The organism is Halocynthiibacter sp. C4, assembly GCF_028823805.1.
Taxonomy (GTDB): Bacteria; Pseudomonadota; Alphaproteobacteria; order Rhodobacterales; family Rhodobacteraceae; genus Falsihalocynthiibacter; species Falsihalocynthiibacter halioticoli.
In genome coordinates, this window is record NZ_JAPEIE010000003.1 from 138523 (window position 1) to 156051 (window position 17529).

General features: G+C 54.1%; 19 protein-coding genes. 10 read left to right on the plus strand and 9 right to left on the minus strand.

Annotation, left to right across the window (positions count from 1 at the left end; genetic code table 11):
- Window positions 1–70 precede the first annotated feature (70 nt).
- From OU789_RS14115 to OU789_RS14125, 3 genes are read left to right on the plus strand one after another with little or no spacing between them, the layout of a single operon-like run.
- On the plus strand, window positions 71–823 hold the full coding sequence (locus OU789_RS14115) for an SDR family oxidoreductase (protein WP_274656169.1): 753 nt from the start codon (window positions 71–73) through the stop codon (window positions 821–823).
- Window positions 820–1446, plus strand: coding sequence for an enoyl-CoA hydratase/isomerase family protein (locus tag OU789_RS14120; protein ID WP_274656171.1), 627 nt, complete (start codon window positions 820–822; stop codon window positions 1444–1446). Before OU789_RS14115 ends, OU789_RS14120 begins: the two co-directional genes overlap by 4 nt.
- Window positions 1446–2633: a TIGR03862 family flavoprotein gene (locus tag OU789_RS14125; RefSeq protein ID WP_274656173.1), complete on the plus strand. Its 1188-nt coding sequence runs from the start codon at window positions 1446–1448 to the stop codon at window positions 2631–2633. The genes OU789_RS14120 and OU789_RS14125 overlap by 1 nt, the downstream gene beginning before the upstream one ends.
- Here the strand turns inward: OU789_RS14125 and OU789_RS14130 are convergent.
- The 5 genes from OU789_RS14130 to OU789_RS14150 all read right to left on the minus strand — a co-directional run bounded on the left by OU789_RS14130 (window position 2626) and on the right by OU789_RS14150 (window position 7819).
- Window positions 2626–3216, minus strand: coding sequence for a glutathione S-transferase family protein (locus tag OU789_RS14130; RefSeq protein ID WP_274656175.1), 591 nt, complete (start codon window positions 3214–3216; stop codon window positions 2626–2628). The two genes, OU789_RS14125 and OU789_RS14130, sit on opposite strands and share 8 nt — an antisense overlap.
- Entirely contained in the window at window positions 3213–4238 is a 1026-nt protein-coding gene (gene holA / locus OU789_RS14135; protein WP_274656176.1) for a DNA polymerase III subunit delta, read from the minus strand. The genes OU789_RS14130 and holA overlap by 4 nt, the downstream gene beginning before the upstream one ends.
- Window positions 4235–4729, minus strand: a complete 495-nt coding sequence (gene lptE, locus OU789_RS14140; protein WP_274656178.1) for an LPS assembly lipoprotein LptE — start codon at window positions 4727–4729, stop codon at window positions 4235–4237. Before lptE ends, holA begins: the two co-directional genes overlap by 4 nt.
- Window positions 4716–7265 (minus strand): leucine--tRNA ligase, encoded by a 2550-nt coding sequence (gene leuS / locus OU789_RS14145; RefSeq protein WP_274656180.1) that lies wholly within the window; start codon window positions 7263–7265, stop codon window positions 4716–4718. The genes lptE and leuS overlap by 14 nt, the downstream gene beginning before the upstream one ends.
- Before the next feature lie 83 nt (window positions 7266–7348).
- Window positions 7349–7819, minus strand: coding sequence for a DUF3576 domain-containing protein (locus tag OU789_RS14150; RefSeq protein ID WP_263954635.1), 471 nt, complete (start codon window positions 7817–7819; stop codon window positions 7349–7351).
- Between the two features lie 276 nt (window positions 7820–8095).
- Between OU789_RS14150 and OU789_RS14155 the strand changes: the two genes are divergently transcribed.
- The gene (locus OU789_RS14155; RefSeq protein WP_274656182.1) at window positions 8096–9094 is read left to right on the plus strand and encodes a porin; all 999 of its coding nucleotides are present in this window, start codon (window positions 8096–8098) and stop codon (window positions 9092–9094) included.
- A gap of 101 nt (window positions 9095–9195) precedes the next feature.
- Window positions 9196–9861 carry a YggS family pyridoxal phosphate-dependent enzyme gene (locus OU789_RS14160; RefSeq protein WP_274656184.1) on the plus strand — a complete coding sequence of 222 codons (666 nt, stop codon included), beginning with the start codon at window positions 9196–9198 and terminating at the stop codon, window positions 9859–9861.
- Window positions 9862–9863: 2 nt separating this feature from the next.
- Here the strand turns inward: OU789_RS14160 and OU789_RS14165 are convergent, their stop codons facing one another.
- Window positions 9864–10370, minus strand: a complete 507-nt coding sequence (locus tag OU789_RS14165; protein ID WP_274656186.1) for a L,D-transpeptidase family protein — start codon at window positions 10368–10370, stop codon at window positions 9864–9866.
- A complete protein-coding gene (ribA, locus tag OU789_RS14170; RefSeq protein WP_274656188.1) occupies window positions 10367–11458 on the minus strand; it encodes a GTP cyclohydrolase II in 1092 nt (363 codons plus the stop codon). The genes OU789_RS14165 and ribA overlap by 4 nt, the downstream gene beginning before the upstream one ends.
- A 161-nt stretch (window positions 11459–11619) precedes the next feature.
- Between ribA and OU789_RS14175 the strand changes: the two genes are divergently transcribed.
- The gene (locus OU789_RS14175) at window positions 11620–12306 is read left to right on the plus strand and encodes a response regulator transcription factor (protein ID WP_263954640.1); all 687 of its coding nucleotides are present in this window, start codon (window positions 11620–11622) and stop codon (window positions 12304–12306) included.
- An 18-nt stretch (window positions 12307–12324) separates the two neighbouring features.
- On the opposite strand, the gene OU789_RS14180 is transcribed toward OU789_RS14175, so the two are convergent.
- Window positions 12325–13422: a Hint domain-containing protein gene (locus OU789_RS14180; protein WP_274656189.1), complete on the minus strand. Its 1098-nt coding sequence runs from the start codon at window positions 13420–13422 to the stop codon at window positions 12325–12327.
- 201 nt (window positions 13423–13623) lie between these two features.
- Here OU789_RS14180 and OU789_RS14185 point away from each other — a divergent pair, with 201 nt between their 5' ends.
- From OU789_RS14185 to OU789_RS14200, 4 genes are read left to right on the plus strand one after another with little or no spacing between them, the layout of a single operon-like run.
- Entirely contained in the window at window positions 13624–14412 is a 789-nt protein-coding gene (locus OU789_RS14185; protein ID WP_263954642.1) for an exodeoxyribonuclease III, read from the plus strand.
- Between the two features lie 52 nt (window positions 14413–14464).
- Entirely contained in the window at window positions 14465–15379 is a 915-nt protein-coding gene (gene trxA / locus OU789_RS14190; RefSeq protein WP_274656192.1) for a thioredoxin, read from the plus strand.
- 26 nt (window positions 15380–15405) lie between these two features.
- Window positions 15406–16071: an LON peptidase substrate-binding domain-containing protein gene (locus tag OU789_RS14195; protein WP_274656194.1), complete on the plus strand. Its 666-nt coding sequence runs from the start codon at window positions 15406–15408 to the stop codon at window positions 16069–16071.
- Window positions 16068–16250 carry a Trm112 family protein gene (locus tag OU789_RS14200; protein ID WP_263954646.1) on the plus strand — a complete coding sequence of 61 codons (183 nt, stop codon included), beginning with the start codon at window positions 16068–16070 and terminating at the stop codon, window positions 16248–16250. Before OU789_RS14195 ends, OU789_RS14200 begins: the two co-directional genes overlap by 4 nt.
- Here the strand turns inward: OU789_RS14200 and OU789_RS14205 are convergent.
- The gene (locus OU789_RS14205; protein ID WP_274656195.1) at window positions 16247–17473 is read right to left on the minus strand and encodes an FAD-dependent monooxygenase; all 1227 of its coding nucleotides are present in this window, start codon (window positions 17471–17473) and stop codon (window positions 16247–16249) included. The two genes, OU789_RS14200 and OU789_RS14205, sit on opposite strands and share 4 nt — an antisense overlap.
- Between the last annotated feature and the right edge of the window lie 56 nt (window positions 17474–17529).

A 17529-nucleotide genomic window follows, 5' to 3' on the forward strand; every position in this document is an offset into this window, starting at 1 on the left:
TGCAAGCGGCGCTTGGCTTTTACTCGAAAAACTATTGCGTTACGCTTGGGCCAACACAGGAGTCACCGCTATGAGTTTGTCAGGAAAAACCGTTGTAATCACAGGTGCGAGCAAGGGGATCGGTGCATCCGCGGCGCGTCTGTTTGCCGAAGCTGGCGCAAATGTCGCACTTCTTGCGCGCAGTGCGGATGCCATTGCCGAATTGGCAGGGGAGATCGGACAGAAGGCCTTAGCGATTCCATGCGACGTGAGCCGGTACTGGGAAGTTGACAACGCATTTCAAACGGTTCTGCGTGAGTTTGGGTCCTTGGACGTCTTGGTGAACAACGCAGGGGTCATTGATCCGATAACTTCAATTGTCGAATCCGATCCTGAATCGTGGTCACACGCGATTGATATCAATCTAAAGGGGGTGTTCAACGGCGTGCGCGCAGCGTTGCCGACCATGCTTGCGCAGAAGTCCGGAACCATCCTGAACGTGAGTTCGGGCGCGGCACACGGCCCGCTGGAAGGGTGGAGCGCATATTGTTCTGGCAAGGCAGGCGCTGCAATGCTGACGCGCTGTACGCACCTTGAAGCAGGGAGTGCTGGTATCAGGGTCATGGGGCTTTCTCCGGGAACTGTCGCAACGGAAATGCAGGTGAAGATCAAGGCAAGCGGGATCAATCCCGTTAGTAAACTTGAAGTGTCTGACCACATTCCACCAGATTGGCCAGCCAAAGCACTACTTTGGATGTGTAGCGCAGAAGCCGACACCTATCTTGGCGAAGAGATCGCGCTTCGGGATGAGACAATTCGCGCGAAGGTGGGCCTCGCTTCGTGATCGAACTTGAGGCATCGGGCGAAGTTTGGGTTGCAACCCTGAACCGGCCGGATAAAGCCAATGCATTGACCGAACCCATGCTAGAGAGGCTGCTGGAGATTTCACAGTCTGCGCATGAGGCGCGCGCTCTTATCATCACGGGGCGCGGTAAGGTTTTTAGCGCCGGAGCAGACCTTGATGCCGCCCGAGCAGGTCTAGCGACGTCTCCGTTATGGGAGCAGCTCTCTGCGGCGATAGCTGCATTGCCTTGCGTTACAATCGCCGCATTGAATGGAACGCTTGCGGGTGGTGCGTTTGGTATGGCGCTCGCGTGTGACCTTCGAATTGCGGTTCCGGATGCGAAGTTTTTCTATCCTGTTATGAAGCACGGGTTTTTGCCGCAGCCGTCTGATCCGCTCAGGATGTGGGCGCTCATCGGTCCTGCGCGCACCAAACTGGTGTTTGTTGCTGGCCAAAAGCTAACCGCAAGCGAAGCGCTTCAGTTTGGGTTGATTGAGCGGATAGTAGACCTCGATACGCTCATGGAGAATGCCCATTCGCTCGCATCGGACTTTACCGCAGCGCCAAAAGGGATCGCCGAAGACATCAAACGCATGTGCGATTCAGAAATTGAACCAGTTTGATGGATAGTAACGCCAAAACCGCGCTTGTTGTCGGCGCTGGGCCTGCGGGGCTCATGGCCGCCGAGATGCTCGCTGATGCGGGTGTGTCTGTTACGGTTGCCGAAGCGAAACCAAGCTCGGCCCGCAAGCTGCTTATGGCTGGAAAATCGGGTCTAAACCTAACAAAATACGAAGATGAGGCCCAGTTTCTGTCCGCGTACGAAGATATTCCCCAAAGCCTCAAAGCGAGTCTTCTGGCTTTTGGCCCAAAAGAGGTTATCGCGTGGGCCGAGGGGCTGGAGCAGGAGCTTTTTACAGGGTCAACCAAACGCGTTTTCCCCAAAGCAATGAAGGCATCGCCTTTGCTGCGGGCTTGGTTGCTCCGGCTGCAGAACAAGGGCGTAACAATCGAAACACGCATGCGTTGGATTGGTTGGGCGGATGATGGGCTTATGTTCGACACGCCGCAGGGAAAAGAAACGCGTAAAGCGGATGTCGTAATTTTGGCTTGCGGAGGAGCGAGTTGGGCCAGATTAGGCTCTGATGGAGCGTGGGTAGAGTGGATTGGCGAAGAGGTTTCTCCATTCAAACCGGCCAACGTTGGGTTTGTTGTTCCTTGGTCAGATCACATGCGCAAGCATTTTGGCATGCCTGTAAAATCGGTGTCATTACATGTTGATGATGTGGAAAGCCGTGGGGAGCTGATTGTCTCGGAAACTGGCTTGGAGGGGGGCGGTATTTATGCGCTGTCTTCTCGCTTGCGTGACGGTGCCGCACTCACGATTGATCTTGCGCCGGATTTGGATTTGAGCGCCGTTACCGAGCGCCTTCGGAAGCCGCGCGGCAAGGCAAGTTTGGCAAATCACTTGCGAAAGACTTTGAAATTTACACCTGTGAAACTCGCATTGCTGAATGAGTTCGCAAGGCCGCTTCCGACAGGTGAGGCGCTTGCCTCAATCATCAAGGCGTTGCCAGTTAAGCTGAGTGGCCCGCGCCCAATGGATGAAGCGATCTCAACCGCTGGCGGCGTTTCGTTTTCCGCGCTAACGTCTGAATTCGGGCTGCGAAACAGATCAAATGTCTTTTGCGCCGGAGAGATGCTTGATTGGGAAGCGCCCACTGGGGGCTATCTCTTGACGGCATGTCTTGCGACCGGTCGAACGGCAGGAATGGCGGCGGCAAACTTTGTAAAAAGTGGCTCTATTTAGGCGCAACTCTCTGAAATGCGGGGCGCGCGCGCATTTCCGATACATATGCGCGGAATCGTTTACTGGTAATCGGAAACTTGCGGCCAATGGCCCACCCGCCGCAATGGGCGGCCAGAATATCTGCGATCGTGAAGCGTTCACCCATGAGAAACGGCCCTTCCCCTAATCGTTCCTCAAATTCAGACTGAGCGTTGGAAAACGCTTCTTCTGCTTGCTTAAGGACTTGTGGATCGAGTGTTGAAGGCGGTTGCGCATAGTGATGCTTGGTCGCTGACCAAAGAACAAAATCCATAGACTCGTTCAGAAAATTTAAATGCCCGTCAAGTTGGGCGCGCTCAATGGATCCTGCTGGAAAAGTGCACCCTCCGTGCCTGTCCGCTAGAAAACTCATGATCGCTACGGAATCGGTTAGAACCGTTCCGTCAACGATAAGCGCGGGAATTTTCCCGCTTGGCGAAACTTCGGTGATGTCTTTGGAGTGTGGTGCGGCAGGGATGTGTTCATAGGGAACACCCAACTCTTCGAGCAGCCAGAGCACCCTGATCGTTCTGCTGCGCGATGCTCCAATCACTGTGTAGGTCATCGGCGGGCTCCGTACATTGCAACGCGAATAAGGGTCCGTTCGATCAACGCCATTGAAGGCGCTCGACTGGTTGAGCGAAGCTGTAGGTCTGTATCAATCAGCATCGTAATTGCGGCTTCAAGCTTCGGGCGACCCCATCTCTGTGCCTGACGCAGCATGCGATCGCGGCGCGGGCCAAACACCGGAGGGCGAAGGCGTCCGATACCCTCCGAAGCGCCATTCGGGTGTGAACACGCGGCATGAAGCGCGCGAAAATGACGAAGTGCGCCAATGCAAAGTCCAACAGGCTGCGTCCCCTGAGCCTCAAGCTTACGCATGATTGGTCCGATTTCAGCTTGGCGACCTTCTGCAACAATATTGAGAACATCATCAAGCGCGGCCTCTGTGGAGGTTGGCGCGCAGGCTGTGACATCTTCGGCGGATACAGGAGCTGAATTTCCCATTGTGTAAAGCGCCAGTTTTTCGATGGTTTGGCGAAGATCGCCCGGCCCTAACTCTTGCGCGAGCGAGGTCAGCGCATCAAGTGCATCGCGGTCAACCTGAGACAGGCCCGCATTTGCGAGGTCTGCTTCGATCTCTGCGCGGTTTGGTGGATCGGTGAAAATCCCTGCGGCATAGGCATTGTTGTGAGCTTCGAAAAGTTTGCGAAGAGCGGAACGGGCGGTGAGTTGTCCGGCCGTCACTACAATCTGTGCGTCGCCATCCTGCCACTCGTCGAGCGCTGGCTTGATGAACTTTGAGAGTGTGTCTGTTGCGCCCTCAACAAAGGCAACGCGTGGGCCCGGGAAGAAACCTTGCGCCTTGATCGCGTCCAAAAGCATCGCGCTGTCCTGGCGAAGGTCGGCGGCAGGAATACGCGTAAGGCGCATTTCGTCGTCGCCATTTGGCCCGATAAGTGCGGCGATGACTTGTTGCCGCTTCAGCGCCACGCGCATCGAGTCCGGACCATAAATCAAGATGCCAGTTCGCCGAGGGTCCGGTTTTGCGAAATAGCTTGCCGCGTCTCGAGTTGAAAGCTTCACGGCGCTGTAATCTCCGGATTGGCGAGAAGCTGATCAATAATGTCATCCGCTAGAATAACCATCAAACGCCTGTATGCGTCATCCCGCGATGTGCGCGTGCTAATGACGAAGTCGGTTGAGCCGTAGCTTGTGAAGCTCTGAACTTTGCCGCTCGCGAGCTTCTTGCCGGTGCCGATCTCGGTCAGCGTATAAGTCGCCTCACCGATGACATTATACCGTGTTGTTTCTTGACTTTGCGTGATTGCCACGCCGTCTGTTTTGGTCGAGATGCTGTAGTTGAGGGAATATCTCGCTCCAGCGCCAACGCCCATCCGCTCTTCGAAATGCTTAACGAAGTTATAGGAGTTGGTGTTTGACGGCGCTTTTACTTCGATCGTACCCCGCAACGCCTCAGCGTTCCCTTCAGGGCCATAGACGGGCGTAAACCCGCAGGCAGCCAATAGGCCAACTACGGGCAACCCAAGCAAATATCGGCGGCTATATGACGACATTCACAATACGACCAGGAACAACGATCACCTTCTTGGGTTCCTTCCCATCCAGAGCTTTGACAACAGCATGTTCCGCCATTGCCAGCTTTTCAACCTCTTCTTTGGAAAGGTCCTTCGCGACCGAGATTTCTGCGCGGCGTTTGCCGTTCACCTGAATCGGAATGGTGATCGTATCATCGACGAGCAGCTTCGGATCGGCCTTGGGCCATGCCGCCTGCGCAACCAGCCCTTCGCCGCCAAGAATGCTCCAAACATCTTCGGCAAGGTGCGGAGTCATAGGCGACATGAGTTGCGCCATGATTTTCATCGCGTCGCGTCTTGCTGTTGTACCGGCTTTGGAGCGGGCGATCGTGTTGGTGAAGCCATAGAGTTGGGCAACCGAAGTGTTAAAGGCAAAGCCTTCGATGCCTTGTGTCACTGCATCAATCGCCTTGTGGGTGGCGCGGAGCAGGGCTCCGTCTTCCTTGGGATTCGCGGGTGTCTCGTCTGCGGAGGCTATATCATTGGCGATGCGCCAAACACGGGCGAGGTGTTTTGAGGCCGCTTCCGCACCAGAAGCAGTCCATTCTACATCACGCTCGGGCGGGCTATCAGACATAACAAACCAGCGCGCGGTATCGGCGCCGAAATTCTTGATGATGTCATCTGGGTCGACAACGTTCTTCTTCGATTTCGACATCTTGGCGCTCGGGATGATCTCCACCTCGGTGCCATCGGCGAGTTTACCGTCAGTAACTTCTTCGGGCAGGTGATAGACCTTGCGCCCGTTTTCATCGCGGGTTTGGTAAATCTCGTGTGTTACCATGCCTTGGGTGAAGAGCGCGTTGAACGGCTCGCGCGCAGAATCAGGCAAATGACCGCAGATATTCATCGCCCGCGCAAAGAAGCGAGAATAGAGCAGGTGCAGAATCGCGTGCTCCACACCGCCGATATATTGGTCGACGTTCATCCAATAGGCCGCATCTTCCGCATTTGTCGGCGTAGGGGCGTTGGGTGATGTAAAGCGAGCGAAATACCAAGATGAATCAACAAAAGTGTCCATCGTGTCGGTTTCGCGCTTTGCATCCTTGCCGCAAGACGGGCAAGAGCAGTCACGCCAAGTTGGGTGGCGGTCAAGCGGGTTGCCGGGCTGGTCGAAGGACACATCTTTTGGCAATTCGACCGGAAGGTTTTCTTTCTTCTCGGGAACCACACCACAATCATCGCAATGTACAACCGGAATCGGACATCCCCAATACCGCTGACGGCTCAGGCCCCAGTCGCGCAGGCGGAACTTGGTAACGCCTTTGCCCCAACCGGCCTTTTCTGCAAAGTCGATGGATTTGGCGAGGGCCTCGTCACCTGTGGCCTCGTCAATGCCAGTAAAGTGGTTGATCCACTTCACCTTCTCGGATTTGAGCGGAACAAATGCGGTGTCGGAGACGCGGGTGTCGTCGCCGATTGCGTGGAAGGTGTCGATGACGGGCAAGTCATATTTGCGGCTGAAATCGAGGTCTCGCTGATCATGGGCAGGGCACGCAAAGATTGCGCCTGTGCCGTAATCCATAAGGATGAAGTTCGCGACCCAAACAGGAAGCTCCCAATCGGGGTTCAGCGGGTGGCGCGCTTTAAGGCCAGTATCAAAGCCCTTCTTCTCTGCCTTTTCCATGTCCGCCTCGGATGTTCCAAGACTGCGGCACTCGGCGTTAAAGGCAGCAAGCTCTGCATTGTCGGATTCAAGCGCTTTTGCAAGCGGATGGTCGGGCGAAATGCCGACAAAGCTTGCGCCCATCAACGTATCAGGACGCGTGGTGTAAACCTCAATCGACTCATGCTCTGCGGCAGATTCGGTCAGGTCGAATGCAAATTGCAAACCGCGGGACTTCCCGATCCAGTTTGCCTGCATGGTCCGAACTTTCTCGGGCCAGTTTTCAAGACCATCAAGCGCATCAAGCAAATCTTCAGAATAATCAGAGATCTTAAAGAACCACTGCGTAAGCTCCTTGCGCTCGACTGGAGCATCGGAACGCCAACCTTTGCCGTCGATCACCTGTTCGTTGGCAAGAACGGTCATGTCCACTGGATCCCAGTTCACCACGGCATTCTTGCGGTAAACGAGCCCTTTTTCGAGGAAGTCGAGGAACATGCTCTGTTGCTGGCCGTAATACTCGGGGTCACAGGTCGCGAATTCACGGCTCCAATCGATCGAAAGACCGAGCGGCTTCATCTGGGCGCGCATGTCTTTGATGTTTTGATAGGTCCAGTCCGCAGGATGCCCACCAATCGCCATAGCCGCATTTTCTGCAGGCATACCGAATGCGTCCCAGCCCATCGGGTGCAAAACAGAGAACCCGCAGCTTGATTTATACCGCGCAACCACGTCGCCCATGGTGTAGTTCCGCACGTGCCCCATATGGATTCGCCCTGAAGGATAGGGGAACATCTCGAGAACGTAGTACTTCTCTTTGCTTGGGTCGCGCTTTGCGGTGAAAATCCCGGCTTCGTCCCAGGCTTGTTGCCATTTGGGCTCAATATCGGAAGCGGTATAGCGTGACATCTGGTTGTCCTTTTACGTGAAAACGCCGAGCTGAACTTTATGAAGTTGCCCGGCGAGGTCTTGGGTCTGCCTTGTGGGGCGAATTAGAGATTAGAGTCGCTGATACGGAGCTGTCTTGCCCGCGATAGGATGGCATCTTCGACGGCGCGCTGCGTTTCGGCTGAAACAGGGCGTCCACCGCTACGCTGCAAGGCAACGACGAGCGAACGCGCATCCAGCGCGGGGTCCTGTACGAAAACAGCGGCGCGATAGGATTGGCTTCCCCCAGGAGGAACGCCATAGCCGGTGATGAATACGCCGCTAAATGGGTCAACCTCTTGAATTGGAAGGAAATTTAACACCTCGAGTGCCGCGTTCCAGATGTATTTGTTCACCTCGATCGTGACGTTGGGGTCACGTGCGTTGCCGAAGATGTCCCAAATGGATTCACCTGTGCCGCCGATCTGATTCGGGTCGTCGTCCACAATCTCTGCAGAGGGCGGAAGTGAGCACGCCGAAAGCAACGAAGCCGTCGAGAGCGCGAGCGCCAGTCTGGTTACACGGGTAAATGCCATATATTTGCCTATTTTCCTTGTTGTGTTTTAGTAACCAACACCTCCGGCGCGGGCAAGGTTTTTCGCGGGAACATATGCGAACTATATATAAAGACGCGGCGGGGTGGTTTCTGTGGTTGAAATAAGGTGTGGCAAACCTGCACCAACACAGGAAGCTTTGAGCAATACCCCTATCAGAAACTTGCAAACTAAGCGCCAAAGAGCGATTGAACAGCATACTCAATACGGATTCCCCTGTATTGAGGTGAACCTTTAATCTCAATGAGGGAAAACGAAATGAAAAAGTTTCTGATTGCTACTACAGCTCTCGTAGCTACAGCTGGCGCTTCCTACGCAGACGTTTCCGTATCCGGTGACGGCCGTATGGGTGTTGTATTTGATGGCGAAGACTGGAACATGTCCAGCCGTGTTCGCGGTAAGCTTACTCTGTCCGGTGAAACAGACGGCGGCGTAACTTTCGGCGGATCTTTCGACATCCACAATGCTGCTAAAGCTGCTGAAGGTACATCCGGTCACATCTTTGCTTCCGGTGCATTCGGCAAGCTCTCCATGGGTGACGTTGACGGTGCTGCTAAAGCTGCTGTTGGTAACGTTTCCGCAGTTGGTTACACACTGCTGAACGAAACTAACAAAAACCTCTTCATCAACGCTGGTACAGACGTTGACGGCGACGGCACAGACGACACAATCTACCCAGTTCCATCGGCTCTTTATGAGTACTCGACTGGTGCGCTGACAATTTACGCTGGCATCGGTCAAATTGGCGGAACTTCGTATTCTGGCACAATCAACACAGCGACAGGTACTGCGACTGGCGTACTTAGCTTTGGTCAGTCTTACTCTCTGGGTGTGAAGTACGTCGTAAGCGGCTTCACTCTGAGTGCAGGTTACGAAGCAACTCAAGACGCTGCTCTTGCAACTGGTACTGCAGGTACAGGTACAGAGATTTCTATCGGCACACTCTCCGGCGTTCACCTCGGTGCAGACTGGACAAACGGTGCTCTGACTCTGAAAGGCCGCGCTGGTCTTCTGGACCTCGGCGACAACCTCGGCGACGCTCACCAGTGGGCTGTTTCTGCTGACTACGCCTTCGGTGCAACAACTGTAACAGGTTACTACCGTTGGATTAACGCTGACTGGGCTGCTGACACAGCTTGGGCATACGGTCTTGGCGCTGCATACGACCTCGGTGGTGGTGCTGCGATCAAAGGTGGTATTGAGAAGACTTCTGCTTCCAAAACTATCGCCGACCTCGGTATGACATTCAGCTTCTAATCCATCCGGATTATTTGAATGGGGAAGAGCGGGCTTCGGTCCGCTCTTTTCTTTTGTGCAGAGATGTGGCTCATTGTGGCAAGCTAGAAATAGAGGCCTAAATGTCGCTTGCTGATATCCAATCCAGAATAACATCCGCAGAGCAACAAGCCGGGCGTAAAGTCGGCTCTACCAAGCTCATCGCGGTCTCCAAGGTTCAACCCAACGAAAATGTTCGCAGTGTTCTTGAGCAGGGACACAAATTGTTCGGAGAGAACAAGGTACAGGAAGCTGCCGGCAAGTGGCCGGAGTTTCGTGAGCAGTTTGAACAGGTTAACGTACACCTTCTCGGCCCGCTTCAAACCAACAAAGCACGTCAGGCGATGGGCCTCTTTGAAGCCATCCACTCGCTCGACCGTCCGAAACTTGCAAAAACCCTAGCGCGGCTGGCTCAAGAATTGGGGAACTGCCCCGATCTCTTTATTCAGGTCAACACCGGCGAAGAAGCTCAGAAATCGGGTGTTTCCGTTTCTGATGCAGACCAGTTTATCGCGGATTGCCGAGAGCTTGGCTTGCCTGTTGTCGGCCTTATGTGCCTTCCCCCTGCGCAAGAAGATCCCGCCCCTCACTTCCGGAGTTTACGCGCAATTGCCGAGCACAATGGGCTTGAACACCTGTCTATGGGCATGAGCGCAGACTTTGAAATTGCTATCCAAGAAGGCGCAACACACGTGCGTGTCGGGTCTGCTATTTTTGGAGCGCGCGATTATTCGGGGCAGGCGCGCTAAGACTACGTGCGAATTGTAATCCGGCTTCGCTCTGTCCAGCGCTCGAGTATCCACAGCAAGTTCTGCCGCTCAAACGCTACGCAGCCCTCCGTCGGGTACCGTCGTTTGCGCCAAATGTGCACAAAGATCGCCGAACCAGCCCCAGCAGTTGCGTTAGGATAGTTGTAATCGGTAACGAGCACCAAATCGTAAAGTGGATCGCTCCGCCGCAGCCTTTCGTGGCTATATTTGGGCTCGGGCAACTTCCGAAGGTGATTATAAAGCGGGTCAGAAATATCGTCTGACCAAATATCGCGCGGGCCTATTGGCTTCATCTCAAAAGGCAGCGGCGGCGGTGAAATTCGATCTGGCCGATAAAACCCACTTAAAATACGCATGGGCGTAACCGGAGTTGCCCCGTCGCCCTCTCGCTTGCTTTTTGTAAATCCTGAACGGCCAATCGAGCAAGGTAAGCGGCGGCCGCCAAAACGTGCCCCCCATTTGGTAACAACTAGATCACGTGTGCTCACAGAATATGGCCTGATTTTGCGGCTTTGGTCGCCAGATAGGCGCGATTATGGGCGTTCTCCCCAACTTTTAGCGGAACGCGTGTGTCGACTGAAATTCCGGTGGCTTCCATCATCGCAACCTTTGCAGGGTTGTTTGTCATGAGATTCACGGAACTAAAGCCCAATTCCTTGAGAATTTCAGCACCTAGGCGGAAATCTCGCTCGTCGTCCTCGAAGCCGAGGCGGTGATTTGCTTCAACGGTGTCAAACCCTTGATCTTGAAGGGAATAAGCGCGCATCTTGTTGGCGAGCCCGATGCCACGGCCTTCTTGATTGAGATACAGGAGGACCCCTGCGCCCTCGTGCCCCATTTGCGCAAGCGCGGCGCGAAGTTGTGGCCCGCAATCGCACTTCAAACTGCCCATCAGATCGCCAGTGAAGCACGCCGAATGAAGCCGACACAACACGGGTTTGCTGCGGTCGGGGCGCCCGATTTCAATTGCATAATGCTCTTCTCCGCCATCTTCAGGACGGAAAACGTGAAGCCGTCCTGCTTCTGAAACCTCAAGCGGAACACGTGCGGCGGCGACAGCGGAAAGAGGAGAGCGCGAGAGGATTTCGGCTTCTGCGTTCTCAAGTGCAATGTAGGTAAGATCGTTGCTTGCTGCGAATTCTGCGCCGTTTTCAATGGGTAACATGACAGCGGCAGGAAGGAGGCGCGCAGCTTTTGCGAGGGATACAGCGGATCGAGCAATGCAACTTGCCCCTTCGCGCAGCGTATTTAGCGGCCCTTTCATCGGCGACGCGAGGTCATCGGCGGGGTCCGCGATCGAGTGAATCCAGTTGATATCCGTATCAGCGGGAACGCGTACGCGCGCGACGTTCGAATCATAGGCGCGTGCCTTGAGCGTTTCTGCTCGGCGTGTGGTGATCGCAAGGAGTAGCTCGGTATCAGAGGCTCGAAGCTTTGCGAGCATCTCCGCAGAAAGCGTTTCAGCGCTTACAACCAACGCGGATTCGCCGGATTTTGACATGACAACCGGAAGCCCCATGCGCAAATCGGCACGTGCTCGTGCGAGTCTTTCGGAAAGGTTCGGGGCAAATTGCATGGGCAAACTCTGTTACAGATATATCCCGACATGTAACCATAACCGCAGGGAATTGAAACATATCCCGCATTTTCGACACGTACGCGTGAGTTTTTTTGAGCCACTCTTGTTTTGGATACGTATCAGGAACAAATGTAAGGGAAGACAACGGAGGGCAAAGAATGCCAGCGCTTAAGAAAATTCTCTTGGTTGATGACGACGACGACTTGCGTGAAGCACTGTCGGAACAGTTGGTTATGACAGAGGAATTTGATGTTTTCGAAGCTGACAACGGCTCGAATGCAATGACCAAGGCCAAAGAGGCGATCTACGATCTGGTTATTCTGGATGTAGGCCTCCCCGATACGGATGGGCGGGAATTGTGCCGATTGCTGCGGAAGCAGGGTGTGAAATGCCCGATTCTGATGCTTACCGGACATGACAGTGATGCAGATACGATCCTCGGCCTCGATGCCGGCGCGAACGACTACATCACAAAGCCGTTCAAGTTCCCTGTCCTGCTCGCTCGGATTCGCGCGCAGCTTCGCCAACACGAGCAATCAGAGGACGCAGTGTTCCAGCTTGGTCCATATACGTTCAAACCCGCGATGAAATTGCTTGAAACAGAGGACAACAAGAAGGTTCGCCTCACAGAAAAAGAGACGAACATTCTGAAGTTCCTGTATCGCGCGACGGGCGGCGTTGTTGCCCGTGATGTGCTCCTGCATGAAGTCTGGGGATATAACGCAGGTGTGACGACACACACGCTTGAAACACATATTTACCGGTTGCGTCAAAAGATCGAACCCGATCCCGGCAATGCAAGACTACTGGTGACAGAGAGCGGCGGATATCGCCTCGCGTCCTAAACAATCCCGGCGTCTGGGTTAAGACGCAACCTCCCTGTTGGACTGGCCCGGGCTTAATGCTCGGGCCCTTTTTACGACCGCAAGCGTCTGGTGCGATTTGAGGCAGGTGCGCGCAGCTTCAAAGCCACCCCAGTCTTGTTCAAGCTGCGGGAATATCGCAAACAGCTCTTCCTGAACCGCTTGTTCCAAACCGTTGCAGGTCTGAGGGCCTGGAAGGAAACTCTCTGTTGGCAGGCCGTTAGAGTAAATGACCTGATGCGCATCAAAAAGCAGGTGGAAATACGCGGTACTTTCGCAATCTTCATCCTGCTGAATCGTTTCGCCGTTCTCTAAATGGATGGCAGAAGCCAAGACCTCTTCTTCGCCGAAATAGACCAATGCGCGCCAGTCACTGATCAAAACGCGGTGCTGTGGCGATACGTGTAGGTCATTCTCGGGCAGACCTGCGCCAAACGCGTTTGCGTGTATTCTAACGGGTCGGAGTTCAGGGCGGGCGGCGAGCATTTCACGCGATATTTCAGCGTGACCAATCCAGCGCAGCGGTTGATATCCGTTGTCTCTTGTTTTGATTAAATCCCCGACTTTGAGAGCCTCAACAGGGCGTGGGCCCATGTCGGTTTCTATGAGAGTTCCTGCGCAGAAACAGGGCGGATCGGCGTAATCATTATAGGGGGTTGTGTTTCCGCCGGGCCCTTCGCTGGTTCCTGTTACGGTTAGAGGGACTCCAATTGGTGGGAACTCGCCAGTATCGCCGACAAATGCCAAGCCTTCAATTGTGCCGTAGGAATTGCCGCCACCTTCAACGATGTTAAAGCCGATAAGTGTATATTCGTTACCATCAGGATCTTCGACAGTCAGCGTATATTCCGCTTCAACGCGCGCACCTGCTGAATAGTTGGTCCCACCGTAACTTATTCCGTTGGTCAGAGTCTGACTGCTATCGTTATCCTCGAAGTTTCCATCGTTGTCGGTAATCTCAACGGGTACCCAACTGTTATTGTTGAGTGTGATTTCAAGGTCTTGCAGATGTGAGCCATCGCCTTGGGTGTAACCAGAAATCTCGCCGCCCCCACTGACGCTCACAGACCCATCGGGCAACGTATAAATTGTTGGCATCGCGTCCTCTTAACTTAATCGCGTCATTAACTGGTTACTACCTGACGAGATTACAATTAAATCGGGGTAAATCGATAGCAGAAACCTGTCAACGTTAAGTCATTCGCCCCGCATTGCGGCAATTAGAGGAAACCGCAGCTTTTGGGTGGCGCTCATACTTTGGCTGGCATAGCCTCTTGCCAACTTAAACTGGAGCGCCCAATGGCATTTACCCTTTGTACATGGAACATCAATTCCGTTCGTTTGCGTGAGCCGATTGTTTTGAAGCTTCTAAAGGAGGAAGCGCCAGACGTGCTTTGCCTTCAGGAATGCAAAAGCCCTGTGGAAAAAATCCCTGTCGAAGGTTTAAAGGCGCTGGGGTATGAGCACATGGTTGCAAATGGTCAAAAGGGATACAATGGCGTTGCGATCATCTCTCGACTGCCACTGGCGCTAGCGGGGATGCATGACTTTGCACAACTCGGACACGCGCGCCATGTTGCTGCAAAACTTGAAAATGGCGTGACCATCCATAACCATTACGTGCCCGCAGGCGGCGATGTGCCAGACCGTGAGGTGAACGAAAAGTTCGGGCAGAAACTCGACTATCTGGCGGATATGCGAGACGATTTTCGGGCCAATGCTCCAGAAAAATCAATTCTCGTTGGCGATCTGAATATTGCGCCGCGCGAGGATGATGTCTGGGATCACAAGAAGCTTCTCAAGGTGGTGAGCCATACCCCTATTGAGGTCGAGAAATTCGAAGAGACGCGCGAAGCCGGAAATTGGCAAGACGTGACCCGCGCCGATATCCCCGATGGGCGGCTATATAGCTGGTGGAGCTATCGTGCGCGTGATTGGGATGCCGCTGACAAGGGCCGTAGGCTCGACCACGTATGGGCAACTGCGGACATCTCAGGAGCCGCTCACGGTTCGCGAGTTTACCGCGATGCGCGTGGATGGGAAAAACCAAGCGACCATGCCCCTGTCTTTGCGACGTTTGATCTTTGAACATCACAGCCTATATAGAGGCCAACCAAATCCGAATAACGGAAGATAAAACATGCTAGAACTCGGCCAGACGCAAGAACCCACCACCGAAACGCACGTCAAGGATGTTGACGAAGCTACCTTCATGCAGGAGGTGATCGAAGCCAGTCAGACAGTTCCGGTGATCGTTGATTTCTGGGCGCCTTGGTGTGGCCCTTGTAAAACGCTCGGACCTGCGCTCGAAGAAGCGGTCAACAAGGCGGGCGGTGCGGTTAAGATGGCAAAGGTCGACGTTGACCAAAACAAGCAGATCGCGGCACAACTTCAGATTCAGTCGATCCCAACGGTTTATGCTTTTTGGCAAGGCCAGCCGATTGATGGTTTCCAAGGCGCGCTTCCACCGAGTGAAATCGGGAAGTTTGTAGAGAAAGTCGCTGCTGCAGGGCCCGGTGCACCTGATGGCGGGCTTTCTGATGCCATCGAAGCGGCTGATGCTATGTTTGATGCCGGAGAGTTGGACGACGCGTTGCAAATCTATCAGGCCGTAACAGAAGAAGACCCTGTGAATGTCGGCGGGCACGCGGGCGTAATCAAATCGCTCGTCGCATTAGGCAAAGCCGATGATGCCGAAGCAACACTAAACGGCATACCCGCAGAAATCGCGACAGACCCGCAAATCGAAGCCGTTCGCGCGCAAATTGATCTTGCCAAGCAGGCAGAGAACGCAGGCCCAGAAGCGGAATTGAAGGCTGCCGTTGAGGCTGATCCGGACAACCATCAAGCACGCTTTGACCTTGCAACAGCGCTCCATGCCGCTGGGGATACTGAGGGTGCCGTCGATATGCTGCTCGAACTGTTCAAGCGCGATCGCGAGTGGAACGACGGTGCTGCCAAGGCCCAACTCTTCACAATTTTCGAAGCGTTGAAGCTTCAGGACCCGATTGCGCTCAATGGGCGTCGGAAACTATCGTCGATGATCTTTCTGTAACTTTGGAATAGGGGTAAGCTCGGAGGATGCTTTCAGCAGCTGATCTACCATCAAATGTTCCGCTATTCCCCCTTCCTGGCGCGTTGTTGTTGCCGCGAGGGCGCTTACCGTTGCAGATTTTTGAACCGCGATACCTCGCGATGCTCGAGGATTGCCTTAAGACTTCGCATCGTCTGATCGGGATGATTCAACCCATTTCCGATCAAGAAGACGACAGCGGACAAGACGAAAAAACCGTTCCGATCATGCATAAGATCGGGTGCGCTGGGCGTGTTGTGTCCTTTTCGGAGACTGTTGACGGGCGCTACATGGTTACGTTGGCTGGTATTTCGAGGTTTCGGTTGCGCGAAGCGAACGAAAGCTTTGCGCCCTATCTGACGGCAGATGTCTCTTGGAAGGGTTTTGAGCGTGATTTGGGCGGAATAGAGACTGATTCCAGCCTGAATCGGGATAGGCTGCTTACCCTACTTGAGAAGTATTTCAATTCTGAGGAACTCGAGACAGACTGGGAAAGCCTCAAGAATGCAGAGGACGAGTTGCTAATAAACTCTCTTTCAATGCTCTGTCCGTTTAGCTCCAAAGAAAAACAGGCTTTGCTTGAAGCCGAAGACCTAGCCAGCCGTCGCGAAACGCTCACAACCCTGATGGAGTTTGCGCTACGGTTTGGCCAAAGCGAGGATCGAATCCAATGAGCCACGAAGGTGAATTTGACCCAAAAATGCTTGAAGCATTGGTCTGCCCGCTCACGCATAGCCGACTTGAGTATGACGCTGCGAATGCCGAACTGATCTCGCGGCCCGCCAATTTAGCCTTTCCGATCCGCAACGGAATTCCGGTAATGTTGGTCGACGAAGCCCGCGAGCTCGATTAAATCTGCTGCCCTTGCAAAAGCTTGGGCACATCGCCAGTTAATCCCGCCGCTTCGCGAATAAACCTACGCCGCAAACCGGGTACCGCATTGACCGCTCCAAGGCCGATGTCTCTGATCGTTCGAAGCGTTGAATTGTCATTTGAAAACAGCTGGTTAAATCCATGCGTCGCCGCTGCAAGTGTATTCGTGTCAAAGCGGCGCCATTGCTGGTAGCGGCTCAATACATCAGGCGCGCCAATGTCTTCGCCGCGCCGTTTGGCCATTACAAGAACTTCCGCCAGCGCCCCCACATCCCGCAGGCCAAGGTTAAGGCCCTGTCCGGCTATCGGGTGAATTGCGTGCGCCGCATCGCCAATCAAAGCAACGCGTGGCGCGATCAGTGCGCTGGCAAGCGAAAGCCCAAGCGGGTAGGCAAAACGCTTCCCTGCCAACGAGATATCGCCCAGAAAACTCCCGAAACGTGGTCGCAATTCTTCTAGAAAACCGTCGTCATCAAGGGCCGAAATACGCGCTGCATTTTCGTGTGTTTCGCTCCAGACAATTGAAGACGCGTTTCCGGGAAGCGGGAGTATTGCCAGTGGCCCAGAAGGCATAAAGAATTGGTGCGCGCAGCCGTTATGCGGCTTTTCATGCGCAACCGCAGCAACCAGTGCGGTCTGGCCATAATCGTGTCTATTCCGGCTTAAACCTGCTCTTTCGGCGGTTCCGCTCGTCTTTCCATCAGAGCCGATAAGCAGCTTCGCGCGCAGTTGTTTTCCTGAGGCAAGCGTTACCGTAGCACCACTTGAATCGACCTCTTGCGCCACAACGGTTTCTTGCGAGATCGTTTTAATGGCGTCGCGAGATTTTAGCGCTTCAATCAGTGCGACCCGCAGAAAACGGTCCTCGATCATATAACCCATAGGGCCATCTTCGATTTCGGCATGATCAAAGTGCAATACGAAGGGCGATGGGCCTTCGCCCGCGCGGCCATCGGTTACTTTGATATCGAGAATTGGCTGGGACTGGTCTTGCACATCTTGCCAAACCCCAAGGGCACGCAAGAGTTTTTGCGAGGCCAGCGCCAAAGCATAACCACGGCCATCAAAATCACCTGCCTTGCGCGTGTTCTCGGGCAGCGCATCGACAATGGTTACCGAAAAGCCGCCATCAGCCAGAGCAAGTGCGAGTGCGGTGCCGTTCAGGCCGCCACCAACGAGCAAAATATCTGTGTCAAATTCCATAAGCTCATATTGCTGGAATTGTAGGGATTGTCCATGATCCAAGGGCTAGATAGGGT

Excerpts from the sequence above, each read along its gene's own strand:
- OU789_RS14150 (WP_263954635.1), bottom strand. The coding sequence starts at position 7,819 with ATGGCATTTACCCGTGTAACCAGACTGGCGCTCGCGCTCTCGACGGCT.
- OU789_RS14175 (WP_263954640.1), top strand. The coding sequence starts at position 11,620 with ATGCCAGCGCTTAAGAAAATTCTCTTGGTTGATGACGACGACGACTTG.
- OU789_RS14125 (WP_274656173.1), top strand. The coding sequence starts at position 1,446 with ATGGATAGTAACGCCAAAACCGCGCTTGTTGTCGGCGCTGGGCCTGCG.
- leuS (WP_274656180.1), bottom strand. The coding sequence starts at position 7,265 with ATGTCACGCTATACCGCTTCCGATATTGAGCCCAAATGGCAACAAGCC.
- OU789_RS14115 (WP_274656169.1), top strand. The coding sequence starts at position 71 with ATGAGTTTGTCAGGAAAAACCGTTGTAATCACAGGTGCGAGCAAGGGG.
- OU789_RS14195 (WP_274656194.1), top strand. The coding sequence starts at position 15,406 with ATGCTTTCAGCAGCTGATCTACCATCAAATGTTCCGCTATTCCCCCTT.
- trxA (WP_274656192.1), top strand. The coding sequence starts at position 14,465 with ATGCTAGAACTCGGCCAGACGCAAGAACCCACCACCGAAACGCACGTC.
- OU789_RS14160 (WP_274656184.1), top strand. The coding sequence starts at position 9,196 with ATGTCGCTTGCTGATATCCAATCCAGAATAACATCCGCAGAGCAACAA.
- lptE (WP_274656178.1), bottom strand. The coding sequence starts at position 4,729 with ATGTCGTCATATAGCCGCCGATATTTGCTTGGGTTGCCCGTAGTTGGC.
- OU789_RS14180 (WP_274656189.1), bottom strand. The coding sequence starts at position 13,422 with ATGCCAACAATTTATACGTTGCCCGATGGGTCTGTGAGCGTCAGTGGG.
- OU789_RS14205 (WP_274656195.1), bottom strand. The coding sequence starts at position 17,473 with ATGGAATTTGACACAGATATTTTGCTCGTTGGTGGCGGCCTGAACGGC.
- OU789_RS14130 (WP_274656175.1), bottom strand. The coding sequence starts at position 3,216 with ATGACCTACACAGTGATTGGAGCATCGCGCAGCAGAACGATCAGGGTG.
- OU789_RS14185 (WP_263954642.1), top strand. The coding sequence starts at position 13,624 with ATGGCATTTACCCTTTGTACATGGAACATCAATTCCGTTCGTTTGCGT.
- ribA (WP_274656188.1), bottom strand. The coding sequence starts at position 11,458 with ATGCAATTTGCCCCGAACCTTTCCGAAAGACTCGCACGAGCACGTGCC.
- OU789_RS14155 (WP_274656182.1), top strand. The coding sequence starts at position 8,096 with ATGAAAAAGTTTCTGATTGCTACTACAGCTCTCGTAGCTACAGCTGGC.
- OU789_RS14200 (WP_263954646.1), top strand. The coding sequence starts at position 16,068 with ATGAGCCACGAAGGTGAATTTGACCCAAAAATGCTTGAAGCATTGGTC.